This window comes from Rhizobium sp. YTU87027 (genome assembly GCF_050644135.1).
Taxonomy (GTDB): Bacteria; Pseudomonadota; Alphaproteobacteria; order Rhizobiales; family Rhizobiaceae; genus Rhizobium.
In genome coordinates, this window is the sequence record NZ_CP098441.1 from 1,978,339 (window position 1) to 1,994,435 (window position 16,097).

The 16,097-nt window shown below is 56.6% G+C and carries 13 protein-coding genes and 1 pseudogene; 4 read left to right on the forward strand and 10 right to left on the reverse strand.

Annotated features, from left to right (window positions below; genetic code table 11):
* The first annotated feature begins 11 nt into the window (after positions 1-11).
* Together NBG89_RS28325 and NBG89_RS28330 are read left to right on the forward strand one after the other, a co-directional pair.
* Complete coding sequence (locus NBG89_RS28325) at positions 12-539, forward strand: flavin reductase family protein (RefSeq protein WP_431323594.1); 528 nt, start codon at positions 12-14, stop codon at positions 537-539.
* Positions 540-981: 442 nt separating this feature from the next.
* Positions 982-1,290, forward strand: a pseudogene (locus NBG89_RS28330) (curlin); the annotation flags it as partial.
* Between the two features lie 99 nt (positions 1,291-1,389).
* Here NBG89_RS28330 and NBG89_RS28335 read toward each other — a convergent pair.
* The 7 genes from NBG89_RS28335 to NBG89_RS28365 all read right to left on the reverse strand — a co-directional run bounded on the left by NBG89_RS28335 (position 1,390) and on the right by NBG89_RS28365 (position 8,878).
* Positions 1,390-2,477, reverse strand: a protein-coding gene (locus NBG89_RS28335) for an IS3 family transposase (protein WP_168302474.1) whose coding sequence is annotated in 2 segments (ribosomal slippage) — positions 1,390-2,216 and positions 2,216-2,477 — 1,089 coding nt in all. Because the reading frame shifts where the segments join, the coding sequence is not laid out codon by codon here.
* A gap of 384 nt (positions 2,478-2,861) precedes the next feature.
* Positions 2,862-3,215 carry a hypothetical protein gene (locus tag NBG89_RS28340; RefSeq protein WP_431323595.1) on the reverse strand — a complete coding sequence of 118 codons (354 nt, stop codon included), beginning with the start codon at positions 3,213-3,215 and terminating at the stop codon, positions 2,862-2,864.
* A gap of 611 nt (positions 3,216-3,826) precedes the next feature.
* The gene (locus NBG89_RS28345; RefSeq protein WP_431323596.1) at positions 3,827-4,549 is read right to left on the reverse strand and encodes a hypothetical protein; all 723 of its coding nucleotides are present in this window, start codon (positions 4,547-4,549) and stop codon (positions 3,827-3,829) included.
* 27 nt (positions 4,550-4,576) lie between these two features.
* Positions 4,577-5,065: a hypothetical protein gene (locus NBG89_RS28350; RefSeq protein ID WP_431323597.1), complete on the reverse strand. Its 489-nt coding sequence runs from the start codon at positions 5,063-5,065 to the stop codon at positions 4,577-4,579.
* A 178-nt stretch (positions 5,066-5,243) separates the two neighbouring features.
* The gene (locus NBG89_RS28355; protein ID WP_431323598.1) at positions 5,244-6,209 is read right to left on the reverse strand and encodes an HlyD family type I secretion periplasmic adaptor subunit; all 966 of its coding nucleotides are present in this window, start codon (positions 6,207-6,209) and stop codon (positions 5,244-5,246) included.
* Between the two features lie 30 nt (positions 6,210-6,239).
* On the reverse strand, positions 6,240-6,707 hold the full coding sequence (locus NBG89_RS28360) for a biotin/lipoyl-binding protein (RefSeq protein ID WP_431323599.1): 468 nt from the start codon (positions 6,705-6,707) through the stop codon (positions 6,240-6,242).
* Positions 6,704-8,878: a peptidase domain-containing ABC transporter gene (locus NBG89_RS28365; protein ID WP_431323600.1), complete on the reverse strand. Its 2,175-nt coding sequence runs from the start codon at positions 8,876-8,878 to the stop codon at positions 6,704-6,706. The genes NBG89_RS28360 and NBG89_RS28365 overlap by 4 nt, the downstream gene beginning before the upstream one ends.
* A gap of 799 nt (positions 8,879-9,677) precedes the next feature.
* On the opposite strand from NBG89_RS28365, the gene NBG89_RS28370 reads away from it, so the two are divergent.
* A complete protein-coding gene (locus tag NBG89_RS28370; protein ID WP_431323601.1) occupies positions 9,678-10,763 on the forward strand; it encodes an acyltransferase family protein in 1,086 nt (361 codons plus the stop codon).
* 919 nt (positions 10,764-11,682) lie between these two features.
* Here the strand turns inward: NBG89_RS28370 and NBG89_RS28375 are convergent.
* Complete coding sequence (locus NBG89_RS28375) at positions 11,683-12,162, reverse strand: cupin domain-containing protein (protein ID WP_431323602.1); 480 nt, start codon at positions 12,160-12,162, stop codon at positions 11,683-11,685.
* Between the two features lie 98 nt (positions 12,163-12,260).
* Here NBG89_RS28375 and NBG89_RS28380 point away from each other — a divergent pair, with 98 nt between their 5' ends.
* Entirely contained in the window at positions 12,261-13,214 is a 954-nt protein-coding gene (locus NBG89_RS28380) for a LysR family transcriptional regulator (RefSeq protein ID WP_431323603.1), read from the forward strand.
* A gap of 788 nt (positions 13,215-14,002) precedes the next feature.
* Here the strand turns inward: NBG89_RS28380 and NBG89_RS28385 are convergent.
* Both NBG89_RS28385 and NBG89_RS28390 read right to left on the reverse strand, forming a co-directional pair.
* Positions 14,003-14,668: a nitroreductase gene (locus tag NBG89_RS28385; RefSeq protein WP_430764671.1), complete on the reverse strand. Its 666-nt coding sequence runs from the start codon at positions 14,666-14,668 to the stop codon at positions 14,003-14,005.
* A 77-nt stretch (positions 14,669-14,745) separates the two neighbouring features.
* Complete coding sequence (locus NBG89_RS28390; RefSeq protein WP_431323604.1) at positions 14,746-15,663, reverse strand: MBL fold metallo-hydrolase; 918 nt, start codon at positions 15,661-15,663, stop codon at positions 14,746-14,748.
* Positions 15,664-16,097: the final 434 nt, after the last annotated feature.

A 16,097-nucleotide genomic window follows, 5' to 3' on the forward strand; every position in this document is an offset into this window, starting at 1 on the left:
GGAGAGAGCGGATGCTAGAGCTGACAACCCGACCCTTCGTTGATCAATCTGCGTTCAAGCTGTCGATGCGTCATCTGGCCGGCGCCGTCAGCGTCATCACCGTTGGCGAAGGCGAGGAACGAACAGGTTTTACCGCGACATCGGTTTCTTCGCTGTCTGCAGAACAGCCTTCGGTGATCGTCAGCCTCAATCGCGGATCCTCTTCCTGGCCTGTGGTCGAGCGGTATCGCCGCTTCTGCGTGAACGTGCTTACCGCCGACCAACAGCATATCGCACAATCCTTCGCCGGTTTCGACGGACGCCGCGGTATCGAGCGCTATCAGGACGCGCAATGGTATAGTCTTTCGACCGGCACGTCGGCACTGAAAGGCGCGCTGACCGTTCTCGACTGCGAACTTGAAACGGTACTCAACCACCATTCGCACGCGATCCTTATCGGCCGCGTTTGCGCGATCGAAACGCGCGAGGATGTTGGGCCACTCCTTTACTGGCGCGGCGGCTACCGGCGACTGTCGGGCGAGGCTGTCATTCGCGCCTAATAACAGCATGCGATCAGGCGCCCACAGCGCGCGTCGATCTCCGACCTGATCGGCAATGACGCAGAGAAGTTCGAACATCAAACAACGCACTGACGAAATCGATCTCCCCGGTGTTCCGACATCCTTTCAGTACCCCTGGTTGACTCGGGGATGCACCAGGACCCCAACTTTGCAGGGCACTACACCTCATTCAGATCGGATGCGGGACGGCGATCGTCAACGACAACAAGACCGGCCCGGCCGGCGGGCTTCCCGCGCGGCGGCGAAGCCAACGTGTATCTTGACTTGGATTATAGTCGTGAGACCCGCCTGCTTGCGGTTTCAATGGTTCAGCTCCGATGCCGGCAGCTGCTTTCTTGATATTTCGACTTTGATCGCGACGCGTGGAAGCCGCTGACCAAGGCCAACATCGGGAACACCGATACCTGCTACAAGCCCATAGGAAGGATACGCAAACCGGATCAGAACCTATCAGAACGGCGGCTACAACCGGATTATCGGCCATCAATATGGTCGTCATAACCTTTCGGCTGTCGGTCAGGAGGGCAATGACAACTACGGCGCCACCTATCAGAACGGCGTCCGCAACGTCGCCGGCATCGGCCAGTTTGGCTCCAACCACACGACGATCCTTACCCAGGACGGCAATGGCAACATCGCGGCTGGCGTCCAGGTCGGTCATGGCTGCAACGCCAATGTCAGCCAGGGCGGCAACGGCAATGTCGCGGCCTTCGTCCAGGCCTGCCCGTAAGCGGCTGGGCGATGACGTGAAAGAGGTCAAGATCGCAACAGCAGACCATTAGGGGGAGACGGTAATCCTCCCCGTTTTAACGGGGTTTGACTGTAGAATTTACGCGGCCATTTTCAGTTTCTGAGCGGGTGTGACGCCGCCAATGCCCATGTTGGGCCGTTCATGGTTATATGTCCAAAGCCACTCTGTGGCGATCTCCTGCACCTCCGTTATGCTGTCAAAAATATACAGATCAAGCCATTCATGCCGAACGGTTCGATTGTAGCGCTCGACATAGGCGTTCTGTTGCGGTTTGCCTGGCTGAATGTAATTCAGGGCAATTCCCCGTGTTTCAGCCCATTCCATGAGCGTGCCGCTGACGTATTCCGGGCCGTTATCAACCCTGATCGCCAGCGGCTTGCCCCGCCATTCGATGATCTGGTTGAGACTGCGCACGACCCTTTCGGCGGGTAGCGAGAAGTCGACCTCAATGCCCAAGCCCTCGCGGTTGAAGTCGTCCAACACGTTCAGAAGCCTGAACTGGCGACCGTCTGCGAGACGGTCGGCCATGAAGTCCATCGACCAGACCATATTCGGCGCAGCCGGAACTGCCAATTCATCCGGCTTCTCGCGCTTCAGCCGTCGGCGAGGCTTGATCCGCAGATTCAGCTCAAGCTCCCGGTAGATGCGGTAGACCCGCTTGTGGTTCCAGCGATACCCCTGAACATTGCGCAGGTGCAGGAAGCAGAGGCCAAAACCCCACGTCTTCTTTATCTTCACAAGCCCAAGCAACAGATCGGCAATCTGCTCGTTGTCGACATTGCGTTGTGGGCTATACCGGTAACAGGTTTCGCTGACGCCAAACGTCCGGCACGCCAGCGCGATACTCACACCGCGTTTCGCCACTGCTTTCTCGGCCAGCTCCCGGCGCTGAGATGGCCGCGTCATTTTTTTCCAAGAGCCTCCTTCAACAGATCGGCTTGCATGCTCAAATCCGCATACATCCGCTTCAGGCGGCGGTTCTCTTCTTCCAGCGCCTTCATCTGGCTCACCATGGAGGCGTCCATCCCGCCATACTTCGCACGCCACTTGTAAAACGACGCGGTGCTGATGCCATGTTCGCGGCACAGGTCAGGAACAGGCATCCCACCCTCCGCCTGGCGTAACACCGACATGATCTGGGCTTCGCTAAATCGGCTCTTCTTCATCAAAATCTCCTCGAGCATCTTGCCGAGAAAATTCTACTTTTGAAGCCCCTTATGTGCGGGGAGGATTACCCCCTCCAACCCCGAAAAACGTTCTTCCGCCGGAAGGCGGCGCGTATTTGCCGTCCATAATATTGACTAGATAGCTTCCTATACTCGATTTACTAATGATATTACGAGCAACGCTGGATGTGTTTAAGTTATTCAGAGTAACATATACGTCGCGCGCTTCGTTAATTTGTTCCCAGCGGTCAATTACAGTTCCCGCCTGATACCGAATTGAAACCGGCTTCCCAGCCACTGTAAGAGCCATCCCGCCGTCGGAAGTCAGTATGTCCGCAAGCGTAGTCAGACTGTGCGATTCGAATGGTGAAAGAACGGGCATGCTCAAATCCTCCCGAGATTCAGGGCGTCTTTGAACTTCTGCCCTTCAAGTTCGATTTCGTCAGGCGACAGCGGGCGTTCAATTGCGACACACCCCCCGTCACGGTATACACAAACGTCCAGATTTCCGGATTCATCCGTGACATAAAATGCAGTAGGCTTCCCTACTTTTCCTAAAATATCCCTCTGTTCCTTCGCGATATATAAAATACCCCTCTGTATCGCTCGCTTATCGTCATCAACGATATTTACGTAATAGTATTTATCAACAAATATACTGGATAGACCGTCAGGTATTTCGAATTGAAATACACGCCTTCCGTCTCTATATTCCGCCAACAGTACTGGCTCATACATCTATTTAACCCTCCATCGAAGCTAAAAATCTACCAAAACACCACCGGCAGAAAAAATGTTTTAGAGCCGATAAATTTGTATTTGATCGAAGTTTGTTGCCTTCCTAACTTTGAATTCTGATCGACCATATATTTTGACGTAAGCGCATGTCTTCGAGCGTCCTCTGTCGACACGACCGTGCGACTGGAAGCCCAAAACGGAAGAGCCCGAAATCGTCAGGCCAACCTGGACAAGGCCGAAAAGTACTGTTCACTCTATCAGACATTGTATGGCCCTTCAGAAGAAGCTAAGAAATGTTTCTCGCATATTCAGAGCAAAAATTGCTAAGCAGATCGAGAAGACAACGAAAAAGATAATGCTAATCAATATGTTCGATAGTAGGCTTCTATTCTTCCACCCGGTAACAAGTTTGTCGAACAAATAGCCAGCCAGATCGGATAGAGGGCTCATCGGTCGCCCCGCACGATTCGAATAGCGAAAGAAGGGGCATGCTCAAATCCTCCCGAGATTCCGGGCGACTTCGAACTTCTTCCCTTCAAGTTCTTGGCCGGGCCCTTTTCTCCGACGGCCAAACGACGATCATTCATGGATATCCCATTTAATTCAGAGATTTAGCGATAATTCGGACTGTTGAAATGTTCGATTGCCCCTTCGCAGGGAACACCCCCAAGCCGGCTGGTACGGACGGCGGTGTCCAGATACTGCTGCATCTTTCCGGCTTCCGGTAACAAGCGACGGGCCAGACCTGGAAGACATGTGGTAGATGCTTCGGTGAAAAGGCACTTGCTGCGATTGCGGTCAAACGGACCTGGGATCCTAATCCCATAGAAGCGTGCCAGTGCCTCTTGTAGCGCTATGGACCTATTGAGTTTGCGCATATTCTCCGAAGAAGTAGTAAAATTAGGTATGTCGAGACCCTGATTATTCTTGATTGCCAGTGCCGCGAAATAAGCTGCTATCTCCGTCGACGAGTAGCCTGGAATGGTTGGATGGGCCCCGTATTGCGCATAGTAAGATAGATCTGTATACGACCATTTTTCGGGGTCGGTACGGGCTTCCCATATCTTCAGCCAATACTTCGAGCACTCTGCCTGCTTTGAATTTGCAGCGTTCCCGAGCACGCTTGCAGCGCACAACGCAATCATCAAGACTTTGATGCAGTTGTCACGCAGGTTGCTGATGGCAGCCGACGAGGTACCGGACGAATTCGCGCGAACAAATGGAGTACTCATCAGCCCTTTTCGTTTCGGTAGGCACGGAGTATTTGCACGCGCAGAAATTTGATTCCGCGTAATGATCGCGTTTGCATCCGGTAGATCGGTCGACTGATCCATTTGCGCGTTACCTTGTTGAGTTCAATCTTACTTTGAAAAGATATGCATTGCGACCATGCGGAGTCTTACGCCAACGAACCCTCGGGCCACGGCTGCGCCAAAGAGGCCCAAAAGCAGGCGGTCAAAGGCAACCGCTAGAGCCGTCCAGGCTTCCTGAATCTTCTGTTCGACATCGTGTCCATCGTTGCGGGCGAATTCAGACCAATAATTGGCTAGCAAGCCCTGCATGGTTTGGTCGTTCTCGATCGCCGAAATTACTTCGCGTAGCATTCCTGCAGTGGCGGTCGCGACTTTTGACTCACCGGTTTCTGCGTCCACAAACTGCATTTCAAAAATGACGTCTTCATCCTTAGCGTTTCTGTAGCGTGCCAAATCCTGGGACGAGCATCCTTCACGGATAACTTCAGTATCACGCGCGTTAAGTACTCTGACGCGCAAACCCGAACTGCTGTCCGCACTTGCGAGAGCCGCGTTTTCGCTTCCGCCTTCAGCATCAACCGAACTCAGATTATCCATGGAGGCCTCTGCCAATTTCATGCCAGTTCGAGGTAAGCATCAGCTAACCTTTGTAGAAGGTTCATTTATAACGTGCATTTTCAATATAACCGCGGCAGTTGAGGCGGACTTATATCCGCTTCGCGCACGATAGTGCATTCGCTCCTGGGAGGTGCGAACATGGTCGTGGGACATGCGGCTATCTCTCATGACCGGCCTCGTCCAGAACCCCGGCCACCGGCGAAAGGATATAATCGATGATCCGTCTTGTTTCGGTCTGTATTTCCGCCTTTACCGTCATGCCCGGCTCAAGCCGCAGCTTCCTTCCTGCAAGGTCGATTTCCGAACTCTGCAATGCGATGCGGGCAACAAAGTAGAGGTCCACAACGCGGGGAACTCCCCCAGGCGTAGGATTTGCGTGTCCTGCCGCCGCAGTCGACGGATCGGCAAGCGCCTGTGCATTTTCAGGTGTGACCGCATCGTCAGATAGCGAAACGACGGTTCCCTTGAATGTGCCGTAGCGTGTAAACGGAAAGGCATCGGCCTTGATCGTCACCTCGTTTCCTTCATGCACGAACCCAATGTCGGAGGACGGGATCAGTGCATCGATAACGAGCTCGGAATCATTCGGGACGATGACCAACAGCGTTTGGCCGGCGGCTACGACCTGACCGGCGCTCGTTGTAGAGAGTTGCTGGACGGTGCCACTGATGGGCGCTTTTAGGACCAGCTGAGCAACCCGCGCCCGCTGCTTCACCAGTTCCTGGTCCAATTGTTCGATTTGACGCTCAGCGGCTTGGATGCCTTGCGATTGCTGAGACACGAAGGTCGCAATTGTCTGGGCTTCCATTTCCAACAGGTTTTCAGCGCTCGCTTGCGCCTCGGCGAGTTGCGCGGTGTTCTCCACGAGATCCGCCTCGGCCCTTGCCTTTGCCTCTTGAGCGCTCAACAGCACACCCTTGGACGCAACGCCGCGCGCCATGAGTGTTTCGAAGATCTCGATCTTCTGATCGAGAATGCCGATCAGTTCGGTCTGGGCTTTGGCAACTTGCGAGAAGCGTTTCTGCCGGGCGTCGACTTCGCGGCGCTGCGCGCGGATTGCGGCGACATTCGCCGCTATCGTTCGATATTCGGCGGTTAGCGCTGCAAGCTCCCGCGAAACCACATTGGCGGGGATCTCTCGATCAAAGAACGGCTAGGGTGGCGACGATAAACCGGCTTCGATAGCGCGCAACGCTGCGTTGCGGCGTTCGACTTCCGCAAGCCACGAATAGCGCGACGCGGTGGCCGCACGCAAACTGGCAGCCACTTCGACATCGTCGAGAACAAGCAACGGATCGCCAGCACGCACAGTTTGATCATTGCGGACATTGATTGCTACGAGACGACCGCTTTCAACCGGTTGTACGACGGCTGCAGGGATTGTTGCTCGTACCCGACCTGCCGCGTTGGTAAACACATGGAGATCGAAGAACCAACTCCAAAGCAGAGCCGCCACGATCGCCGCCATGACAACGAAAAGAAGGACCGGCACGACTTTGGGTACCGGCCGCACAGAGATTTCGACGGCTGACGGAAGGAATTCCGCGTAAGCCCTGTCGGCGCGGACGGCCTTGACCGCGAGGTCGCCGGTCTTGGTCTTGTCTTGCACCCGGACGTTCATACGAACACCTGCTGGTTCTGGTGCTTCAGCATCCGGGCGAAGAAACCATTATCATTTCGCACGAGCTCGCCGGGTGCCCCATCTTCTGCGATTCTGCCGCGATCAAGCGTGATGATCCTGTCGCATTTGGTGACGGCGGCGAGACGATGGGCGATGACAATGACAGTGCGGCCGCGGGCGATCTCCCGCATATTGTTCTGGATGGCTTCCTCGCTCTCGTAGTCCAGCGCGCTGGTCGCCTCGTCGAAAATGAGTATCTTGGGGTTCGTCGCAAGGGCTCGCGCGATGGCGATGCGCTGGCGCTGGCCGCCTGAGAGATTGGCGCCGCGTTCCTCGATCGGCGTGTCGTAACCCTGAGGCATCTGGCCGATAAAGTCATGCGCGCCAGCGAGCTTGGCGGCCTGGATCACCTGTGCCCGCGATATCGCCGGGTTCGAAAGTGCGATGTTTTCATGGATCGTGCGGTTGAAAAGGAAATTCTCCTGCAGAACGACCCCAACCTGCCGCCGCAACCACGTGGGATCGACCTGCGATATATCGAGCCCGTCGATGAGAACCTGACCGCGCTCCGGGATGTAAAGCCTCTGCACGAGCTTGGAGAATGTGGATTTGCCGGAGCCGGAGGGACCAATGATGCCGATCGACTGTCCCGCCTCGACAGAGAGGTTTATGTTCTCCAGGACGGGGGCACGATCCGGACGATATCGGAAGGTAACATCGGATAGAACGATCTGCCCGCGGGCAGGAGGCAGAGAACCAAGCGAACCGTTCTTGGGCTCCTGCGGGTGGTTGAGAATGTCGCTCAAACGATCGGCGGACACCCTCACCTGCTGAAAGTCCTGCCAGAGTTGCGACAGGCGCAGGACCGGCGTCGTAATTTGTCCCATGATCATGTTGAACGCGATCAGCGCACCAACGGTCATGCCACCGGTCATCACTTGATGCGCGCCTATGAACAGCACAATCACCTGAACCGTACGAACAACCCATTGGATCAGGTTCTGTCCGATGGCCGCGACTGCAATCCCGCCAAACGACGTATGTATGAAGTCCGCAAGCCGATCTTCCCAATCAGCTCGGACTTGGGGCTCGGCCGCCGCTGCCTTGATCGTCTGTACACCCAAGACCGCTTCCACAAGCAATTGTTGGCTGAGGGCGCCCTTTGTGAAACGCTCCTCTGTCTTTCGCATCAGGATGGGCTGTAAGATGAGCGCAATGATAACATAGACCGGGATCGACAGCGTGACGACGATCGCCAGAACGGTGGAGTAGGCATAAAGTATACCGACAAGGATCGACGCAAACAGGAAATCGAGGCCAGCTGTCAGGGCCTGGCCAGTTAGAAACTGACGAATCTGATCAAGTTCGCGGACACGGGCGACTGTCTGCCCCGCCGGTCTTGTCTCGAAGTAGGAAACTGGCAGCTTGAGCAAATGGTTGAACACCCCTGCTCCCAGTTCCACATCGATGCGGCTGGCCGTATGGGACAACAGATATGTTCTTAGAAATTCAATAACGGCCTGGAACGAATTGACCGCCACCATTCCGACAACGACGGCCAACAGCGTGGAGAAGCTGTTGTGAACAAGCACTTTGTCGATGACGATCTGAAAGAGCAGCGGCGTTGCAAGAGCCAGCACCTGCACAAAGACAGAAGCCGTGAGGACGAGCGCCAGCTCACGTTTGAATTTCTTGAGAGAATTGACAATCCAACCAAGGCCAAAGCGTTCTGCTAGACCATTATGCCGCCTCGCGACGAGGATAAAGTCTCCCGTCCAATCGCCCAGAAACTCGTCAAGGGAGCGCTTTTCTATAGCTGGCGCGGCCGGGTTGAAGAGACGTACGTGCCCATCCTCGATAGCGATCAGGATACGGAAAGCGCCATCCTTGAGCGCAACCATGCAAGGGCGCGGAGCGGAGCCAAGTTGCTTGAAATTGCGGCCCTTGAAGAGGCTTGCCTTTAGTCCACCGAGACGCGCGCCCTTTACCAAGTCGTTGGCGGTCGCGACCTGATCATACATATTGAGTTCATGGCGAACGTGCTCAAGGTCGAGCGCGATTCTATGGTGGGCCGCCAAGGCCGCAAGACAATCAAAGCCGCTGTCGCGCGCGACAGGCTTGTTGATCCTGCCGGCTTCCCTCGCATGGGCTTGGCTAGTGACGAAATTCATGACGGAACTCGAGCGCAGACGCGCCAAAATACATCAGCGCCAGCTTGTGTGGACACCGACAAAGGAACACGAGATTGTAGAGAAAAGGCGCTAGTGTCCGGCGACAAATATGCGCGACACAACCAATACTTCGCTTGCTAGATTTTTCCTACCGATCATTTCGTCCCCAACGGTAACCATCGCCATCGGAACATGGCGGGATATAATTACAATTTCAAGTGAAATTTTTCACGCATACAAGCAAAAATATATTAGACACAAAATATCAACGAATATTGGTTGGGATCGAATTGTATGAGGAGCGACACCCGCTGTTTCATATGGGAAATTTCGCTTGTCTGCTCATCATCTACTTGATCGAAGTGCCGCTCGTTTCTTGTGCGCGAAACTTGGTTACTCGATACAGGCTCAAATAGAATGCGAGTCATACAATTCCACGTCGAATAGTTTTGCCGCCACGTCTTTTGTCAATAACGTTCATTCTCCCGCAGGTTCTTAAGTTCGTTTTTCGTATAAACGTGCGCCTTTTGGATGTTTGACGCCTTGCGGATCGGAGTTGACCGGGAACTGCAACGTTAACCGAGCATCGATCAAAAATGTGGGATCTGGCGGCATGACCAGATCTTAACGCTATCTTCTCTAGCGCAGCAGGCATGCGATGTGATCGCGGATTTTCCTCACGGCGAGCCGCGCTCGGAGGGCGAGGGTTCCGGGCACGTGGTAGCCGTGGTTATCCGATTCACGCTTTCTCAAATCGCGAATAGTAGAATCGAGTGGTTTTCTCTCGCTCGGAGCTTGCATGACGCAGAATCAGAAGAGGCTGCTTAATCTGGATATCTTGCGGTTGGTGTCCGCGCTGCTGGTCCTTACCTATCATTATGGGTTCCGGATGGAGGTCACAGGCGAAGGCGACGGAACTGGATTTCCAGAATTTGCGCCTGTCGCGATCTGGCTCGATTCCGGCCTGCTGATCTTCTTCGCGATTTCCGGCTACGTCATCACCCTGTCGGCCGAGGGTCGGACACCTTTTGATTTTGCTGTCGGCCGCGTCGCCCGGCTGTGGCCTACCTTCGTTCTCTGCGCCTCCGCCACGGCGATCGTGCTCAATAACTGGCCGGTTCCCGGCCTTCCGGCGCCGGCCGTCAAACAGTGGCTGGCTCACCTGGTCATCAACGCGCGGGCTCTCGGCCAACCCTTCCTTGACGGGGCTTATTGGACCATCGCCTACGAGGCGATGTTTTATGGATGGGTCTTTGTCTTCATGGCGCTTGGCTGGTTCAAAAAATACTGGCGAACCATCGTGGTTTGCTGGCTGGCCCTCTCCATCGCGAATGAACTGCGCATCGACAGCGAAGCGCTCCGAAAGCTCCTTATTACCGAGTATTCGGGATATTTCGTTTTCGGAATGACCCTCTACAAACTGCGGCAGGGGCAATCGCCTGGTGCGTTCCTTATCCTCGCCGCCTCGATTCTGTGGGCGACCGCCACCCCGTTTATCATCGAGCCGAAATTCTTCGAGCTGTATGGCATTCACAGAAGCACCGCCGGCCTTGCCTTGACCGGGCCGATAGCTATCTCCTGCGTTGCTCTTTGCGCAATGCTTCCGGGTTTTCCAATCCGCCCGGCTGTCGCGATCGGCGTCGGCGGCCTGACTTATCCGCTCTACCTCCTGCACCAGCACATCGGTTATGCGGTCTTTGCCCGTTTCGGAACGGTCCATGGCCGATGGCTCGTGGCGACGACCCTTATCGCGATCCTGCTCTTTGGGTCGTGGTTGATCGCAGTATTCTTTGAGCCGGCCGCCCGTCGCTTCGTCAGGTATCTCGCCCGCCATGCCTCAGCCATGTCGGCTCGTCTCGCAAAATCTCAACCGCAAATGCCCTGATTCTAAAAGACGATTAATAGTCTCCGTGACAGAGCCTCATAGTCAGCGACCAGCTTTCGCGCGGCCGCCCCTTCTTCGTGGATATCGCCGGGGACGGCATTCCCCTTTATGCGGAGCCCGGCCATTCGCTGGCACAGCCAAAGCCGTTGACGGCGGAGGAACGCGGCGAAAAGCAAAACGCTTCTTTGAACAAGGGTATCAGTTATCTGAAGAAGTGAGGTTCGCGCTGCCGCTTGAGGCGGCAGTGATATCGACCGGCAATCTCGTGGAAAATGCCAGTGCAGCATGGCGCCATGCGTTCGGAACTTGTAACCATCGAGGACAACCGGACTTTAAACCCTTCTTCTCCACGCGCCGCGAGCAAGGCGGCACCGGCATAGGCCTGGATATCGTCCGCCCATGCTGGCAGCCCATGGCGGCACGGCACGGCTTGCCGATGACCAAGGTGAAGGTGCGGCGTTCGAACTTATCATCCCGGTTGGATCGTGACGATGATCTCGATCGGGGCGGTCACATAAAACCGTCCGCGCCAGGGCCTGGTGCGGGCCACTGCACATTCTGCAGTGCAGTCGCCGATTCGCCGTAAGTGGTGATCATCCAGACCGCGTGACGCGCACTGTTAGCGACGTTGAAGAATTGTGACTCGACTTGTCCCTCGCGCCGGTAGTTCAATTCGAAAACGGGGCATGAGGGTAGGTCAATGAGATACGGATGGGATGATGCCCGCGCGCGGCGGGCTTATGCGATCAAGGTAGTCTCGGTATTGTTGGCATAAGCCGTGACGGCTGGGTTCCGACCTGGATTGTCGCCAGAGCCGTGGGATGTTGAAAAACGGCAACACTGCACTTGAAGCTGTGATGGCCGTCGTCACCGGAAACCTCGGCACTTCCCGCAGTCGCCGGAACCGCCGGTGCGACGGTCACGCAAGGGGCGGCCCGATGATGTCAATCTTGTTGGCGACGCAGATCTTTTCGAGCATGTCAATCATCTCGGGCGTGGGTGCTATCGCCTGAGGCAGATCAGGATGCTCCGCTGGACGGCTCGCCTGGCGGAGCATGGTCTCGAAATCCGACCCGCGCATGATGGTCAGGCAATGTGCTCCGGCGGTACTGTCGACGCGGAAGGCATGCGGCACGCCTTTCGGGGCGATTACCGTGTCGCCGGCGCGGCCGATGATCTCGTCATGGCCGACTCGGAACCGCATCACGCCGTCGAGAATGTGGAACACTTCGTCTTCACGCTGATGGATATGGAGCGGCGGTGCTTCTCCATAGGGCATCCACTGTTCGACAACGGAGATTCCGTCCGCGCCGGATTGGCTTGAAAGCTTGATAGAGATCAGCGTATTGCCGAACCAAAGCAGGTCACTGTTTGCTTGTATATTGATATCCATGTTCATGTGCGTTCCTTTCAGAATTGCGACTAGCGAATGCTGAGGATGTACAAACCGTCACGGCAGTGATCCAATCCAATGATCGTATGGGGCCAATCCACGCCATGAATTTCAATGCGCTCGATCTCAACCTGATCCGCGTTTTCGATGCGCTGATGCGCGAACGCAGCGTGACGCGGGCGGGAGACCGGATCGGCTTGTCGCAGCCTGCGGTGAGCGCGGCGCTCAACCGTCTGCGGCACATTTTCAACGACAGCCTGTTCGTCCGCCAGGGAAACGAAATGCTGCCGACCCCACGCGCCGCAGAACTTGGCGAGCCCGCCCGGCTGGCACTCGCCGAAATCGAAGGCATGGTGCGTACAGTGCGCGGGCTCGAACTTACCGAGCTCAAGCGGATTTTTACGCTGATAGGTGCCGACTTTTTCTCGACATTGCTGATGCCGCATCTCGCGCACAAGATCTATGCGCAGGCGCCGCTGGTGAAAATGCGGCTGCTCGACAGTGCCCGCGGCGATGTTGCACGGTTGCTGCAGGACAATGCGGTCGACATGGCACTCGAACGCCCACTGGAGATGCCGGATTGGATCTCGAAGCAATTGCTGTTCCGGTCGCCATTCGTCATCATCGCGTCTGCGCGCAACCCGGCTCTCGACGGCGTTTCTGAAAGAACGGCCATGCCGTTGACGGTGTTCTCGTCGCTGCCGCATGCGATCCGCTCGATCGACGGTACACTCTCCGGCATGGTCGACGAGGCGCTGGCAAGCCATGGCCTGAGCCGCAACGTTTCGCTAGCGCTGCCGCATTTTCACGCCGTAGCATTGGCCGTTGCCCAGAGCACCCATATTGCTGCAGTTCCGGTCCAATTCGCCAATGCGGTGGGAGAAAATCTGGGGCTGCGCTGTTTCGTGCCGCCGATCGACGTACCCGTCCCCGACGTCAATCTATACTGGCATTGCCGCTACGATGAGGATCTCGCACACCGCTGGATGCGAAGCCAGATTCTGGAAGCGACAGAGGAATTGAATTTTCCAATAGCGGAAGCTTCTGCCACGGAGTGATCCCCAAGATGGACTGGTCATCAAACGGTTGATCGCAGTTCGCCGTTATAAAGCGCAGATGGTCCTTTGCTAGCTCTCAGGGAAAATTACGCACGTGAAATGAAGTCCGTGAAAATCCGGACGTTGATGCGAGCGGAAGCCAGACCCGACGGCGCCAAATACAGATTAGCGCATCCATTGCGGGCCGCCGACATCAATAGATGGCTGGAGTTGGCCAAATCGAGGGGCGTGCTTGCCGTGCGGTCGGCCTGATGGTGTTGGGCCTTCGTTGCTACGCGCCAGTCGCTTTCCACTTAACAGCACCGCCGGCTTGCTGAAAATTGAGCGTGCGCTCTTCGCTCTTGAAGGGAATCGAACGGTAGCCCGCAATGAGGCGTTGAGTTCTTCACGCTTCAAGGTGTTGATATTGCAAGTGCATTGAAGCGTCCTGGCAGGTGAGCGCGCCCATTTTTGAAAGTGGTTGCGCAGGTTACGGCCGCCCCAGATTGAAGCTAATCCTTCACGCGACCATGTGTGCTATTCCGGTTCAAGCGCGGAAATCGAATGAAGACATGGAAGTCGCAGAGAGTTCGCGCGGCCGCCGTTGCGCTCGTGGTCATCGGTTGCGGCTTGGTACTGCGCAAATTTGGAAATGCAGCACATTTGCCGTTCGTCGTCGTGAAATTCGGCGGCTCTTGCCTATGGGGAGCGATGGTCTATTTCCTGCTTGCATCGTTCAGCAGCAGAACCAAAGCTTTCAACCTTGCCATTGGCATGGCGGATGCACCCCCTATTGTGAGATATTCGGACTAACCGCCGATGAACGTGACCGTCTCGTGGAGCGGGGCGCGGCCCGTACGGGCGGAACTCATCGTGAGGTCCTCGTACCCGATCGACATGCCGCAAAAGAGGATGAGCCCATCCGGGGGTGACAGCACCTCCGCGACCGTCTCGCGAACCTGCGACCACGCCATCTGCGCACAACTGTGCAGCCCTTCGGCACGGAGCAGCAGCATGACGGTCTGCAGATACATGCCGACGTCGGCCCATTGAGGCCGGCCCAGGTCGCGGTCGATGTAGCAGAACAGGGCGGCGGGCGCACCGAAACAGTTCCAGTTGGCGATGGCTGCCCGCTGGCGCGCCTCCCAGTCCTCGCGCGCAATGCCGAGTGCGCTGTAGCGCTCCTTGCCGAAGGCGGATCGACGCTCCCCATAAGGGGACTTCAGCGCGGGCGGATACATCTGGTACTGCCGCTCGTCCCAAGGGTCGCCGTGAGCCACGCGCTCGACGGCGACCGTCTTGAGCTCGGCCAGCGGCGCGCCGGTCAGCACGTAGGTGTTCCACGGCTGGATGTTCGATCCGGACGGCGACCAAGCTGCGGCGGACAGCACGCGCTCAAGCACCTCCCTCGACACAGGCTGGTCCCTGAATCCACGCACCGCCCGTCGGCTTTTGACTGCCTCATATACGTCCATGATGATCTCCTCATTGTCGCCGGCCATCCGTTCGTTCAGATGCCGGTCGTCTAGTTTGGCCCTAATCCGACAAGCGGTCAGTAGTCCCAGAAGATCGGCACCCAACGAAAGGCATCGCCCTCCGCCGCCACATGGCCGATGGATGGGAACGGCAGATGAGTGGCCACCAGAAGCTCGCCGCTCGCCGACAGCTCTCGCAAAAGGCGGATCCGAACGCGGGCCGCCTCCTCGGGGTCGTGTTCGAAGCCGTTAAACCAGTCGGGGTGCTCGAACCCGACAGCGAACACGGCATCGCCGGCGAACATCATACGGTCACCGCCGGACGCGAGGCGTACTACGCTGTGCCCGGGTGTGTGGCCGCCGGTGCGGGTGACGACCACCCCCGGCGCAACCTCGTACTCCTCCTTAAACGTCTGCAGATTGCCGCGGTACTCTTCCGCGAACCGCTTGGCGGCCGCCCGAAGCGCGTCCGGGAACCCCTGCGGCATGGAGACGTGGGAGAAATCGGGGTGCGTCCAGAACTTGACCTCGGCTTCCGCCACGTGGATTCGCAGGTCCTGACGCAACCGGTCCTTTATCCCGTCGACGAGCAGCATGCCAATGTGGTCCATGTGCATGTGGGTCAGCACCACGTCGGTCACAGACGGAAGATCGATGCCGGCAGCGACCAGCCGATGAGCCAGCTGCCCTGCCTTCGGCAAGTTCAAGTTCGGATCGTCCCCCAGCCCAGCGTCGATCAGTACGGTCCGGCCGCCGCTGCGCACCACGACCACGTTCAACCCCCAATCGAGCGTCTCCGTCGGTAGGAAATTGTAGTCCAGCCAGGCCGCCCGGACGGTCGGGTCGGCGTTGTGGCCCAACATCTTGCCCGGCAGCGTCAGCACTCCATCGCTGACCACCATTACGTCAATCTCGCCGATCTTCAATGCGTAGCGCGACGGAACCAACTCGTCGGCCCCCGGTCTACCGGAATGTGAAATGTTGTCCAAGCTCATGTTAACCTCCTGTTGATTTCCTGATTGAATTTCAATACTTGCGTTTGCAATGGATAGTGAATCACCCTGTGGCTGCGTATGTCTCACGCATAGGGATCGTTAACTGTGAATTCATTGTCGTTGTCCCTTCCGATATTGGCGGGCGTGAAGTTGTCGGCCGATCACACCAAGGCAGATACCGGCTGTGCAGCTCGCGACCTCGGCCTCCTTAAAGAGGCCGATTGAGGCTGGCGAGTTCGGCACTACTCTGTCCCAGATCAGCTGTCTCCGGCGTTCGTCGAAAGCCCGATTTCCTTGCAAAAGTCCTGGCAATATCGGCGGCTTCAACTTCGAAGCGCCTCGGCCCGTTGAAGCGCTCATTTAGCCTGATGTCGTGGAGCAACGTCCCGAAGGCGACCACCTTCGCGTCGTGTTCGATGGACTGAATTTGTCCC

What these genes read in the sequence shown, in the direction of transcription:
- NBG89_RS28360 (WP_431323599.1), bottom strand. Translation starts at nt 6,707, where the DNA reads ATGAACGTCCGGGTGCAAGACAAGACCAAGACCGGCGACCTCGCGGTC.
- NBG89_RS28345 (WP_431323596.1), bottom strand. Translation starts at nt 4,549, where the DNA reads ATGGATCAGTCGACCGATCTACCGGATGCAAACGCGATCATTACGCGG.
- NBG89_RS28325 (WP_431323594.1), top strand. Translation starts at nt 12, where the DNA reads ATGCTAGAGCTGACAACCCGACCCTTCGTTGATCAATCTGCGTTCAAG.
- NBG89_RS28365 (WP_431323600.1), bottom strand. Translation starts at nt 8,878, where the DNA reads ATGAATTTCGTCACTAGCCAAGCCCATGCGAGGGAAGCCGGCAGGATC.
- NBG89_RS28390 (WP_431323604.1), bottom strand. Translation starts at nt 15,663, where the DNA reads ATGAGCTTGGACAACATTTCACATTCCGGTAGACCGGGGGCCGACGAG.
- NBG89_RS28340 (WP_431323595.1), bottom strand. Translation starts at nt 3,215, where the DNA reads ATGTATGAGCCAGTACTGTTGGCGGAATATAGAGACGGAAGGCGTGTA.
- NBG89_RS28350 (WP_431323597.1), bottom strand. Translation starts at nt 5,065, where the DNA reads ATGGATAATCTGAGTTCGGTTGATGCTGAAGGCGGAAGCGAAAACGCG.
- NBG89_RS28370 (WP_431323601.1), top strand. Translation starts at nt 9,678, where the DNA reads ATGACGCAGAATCAGAAGAGGCTGCTTAATCTGGATATCTTGCGGTTG.
- NBG89_RS28375 (WP_431323602.1), bottom strand. Translation starts at nt 12,162, where the DNA reads ATGAACATGGATATCAATATACAAGCAAACAGTGACCTGCTTTGGTTC.
- NBG89_RS28380 (WP_431323603.1), top strand. Translation starts at nt 12,261, where the DNA reads ATGAATTTCAATGCGCTCGATCTCAACCTGATCCGCGTTTTCGATGCG.
- NBG89_RS28385 (WP_430764671.1), bottom strand. Translation starts at nt 14,668, where the DNA reads ATGGACGTATATGAGGCAGTCAAAAGCCGACGGGCGGTGCGTGGATTC.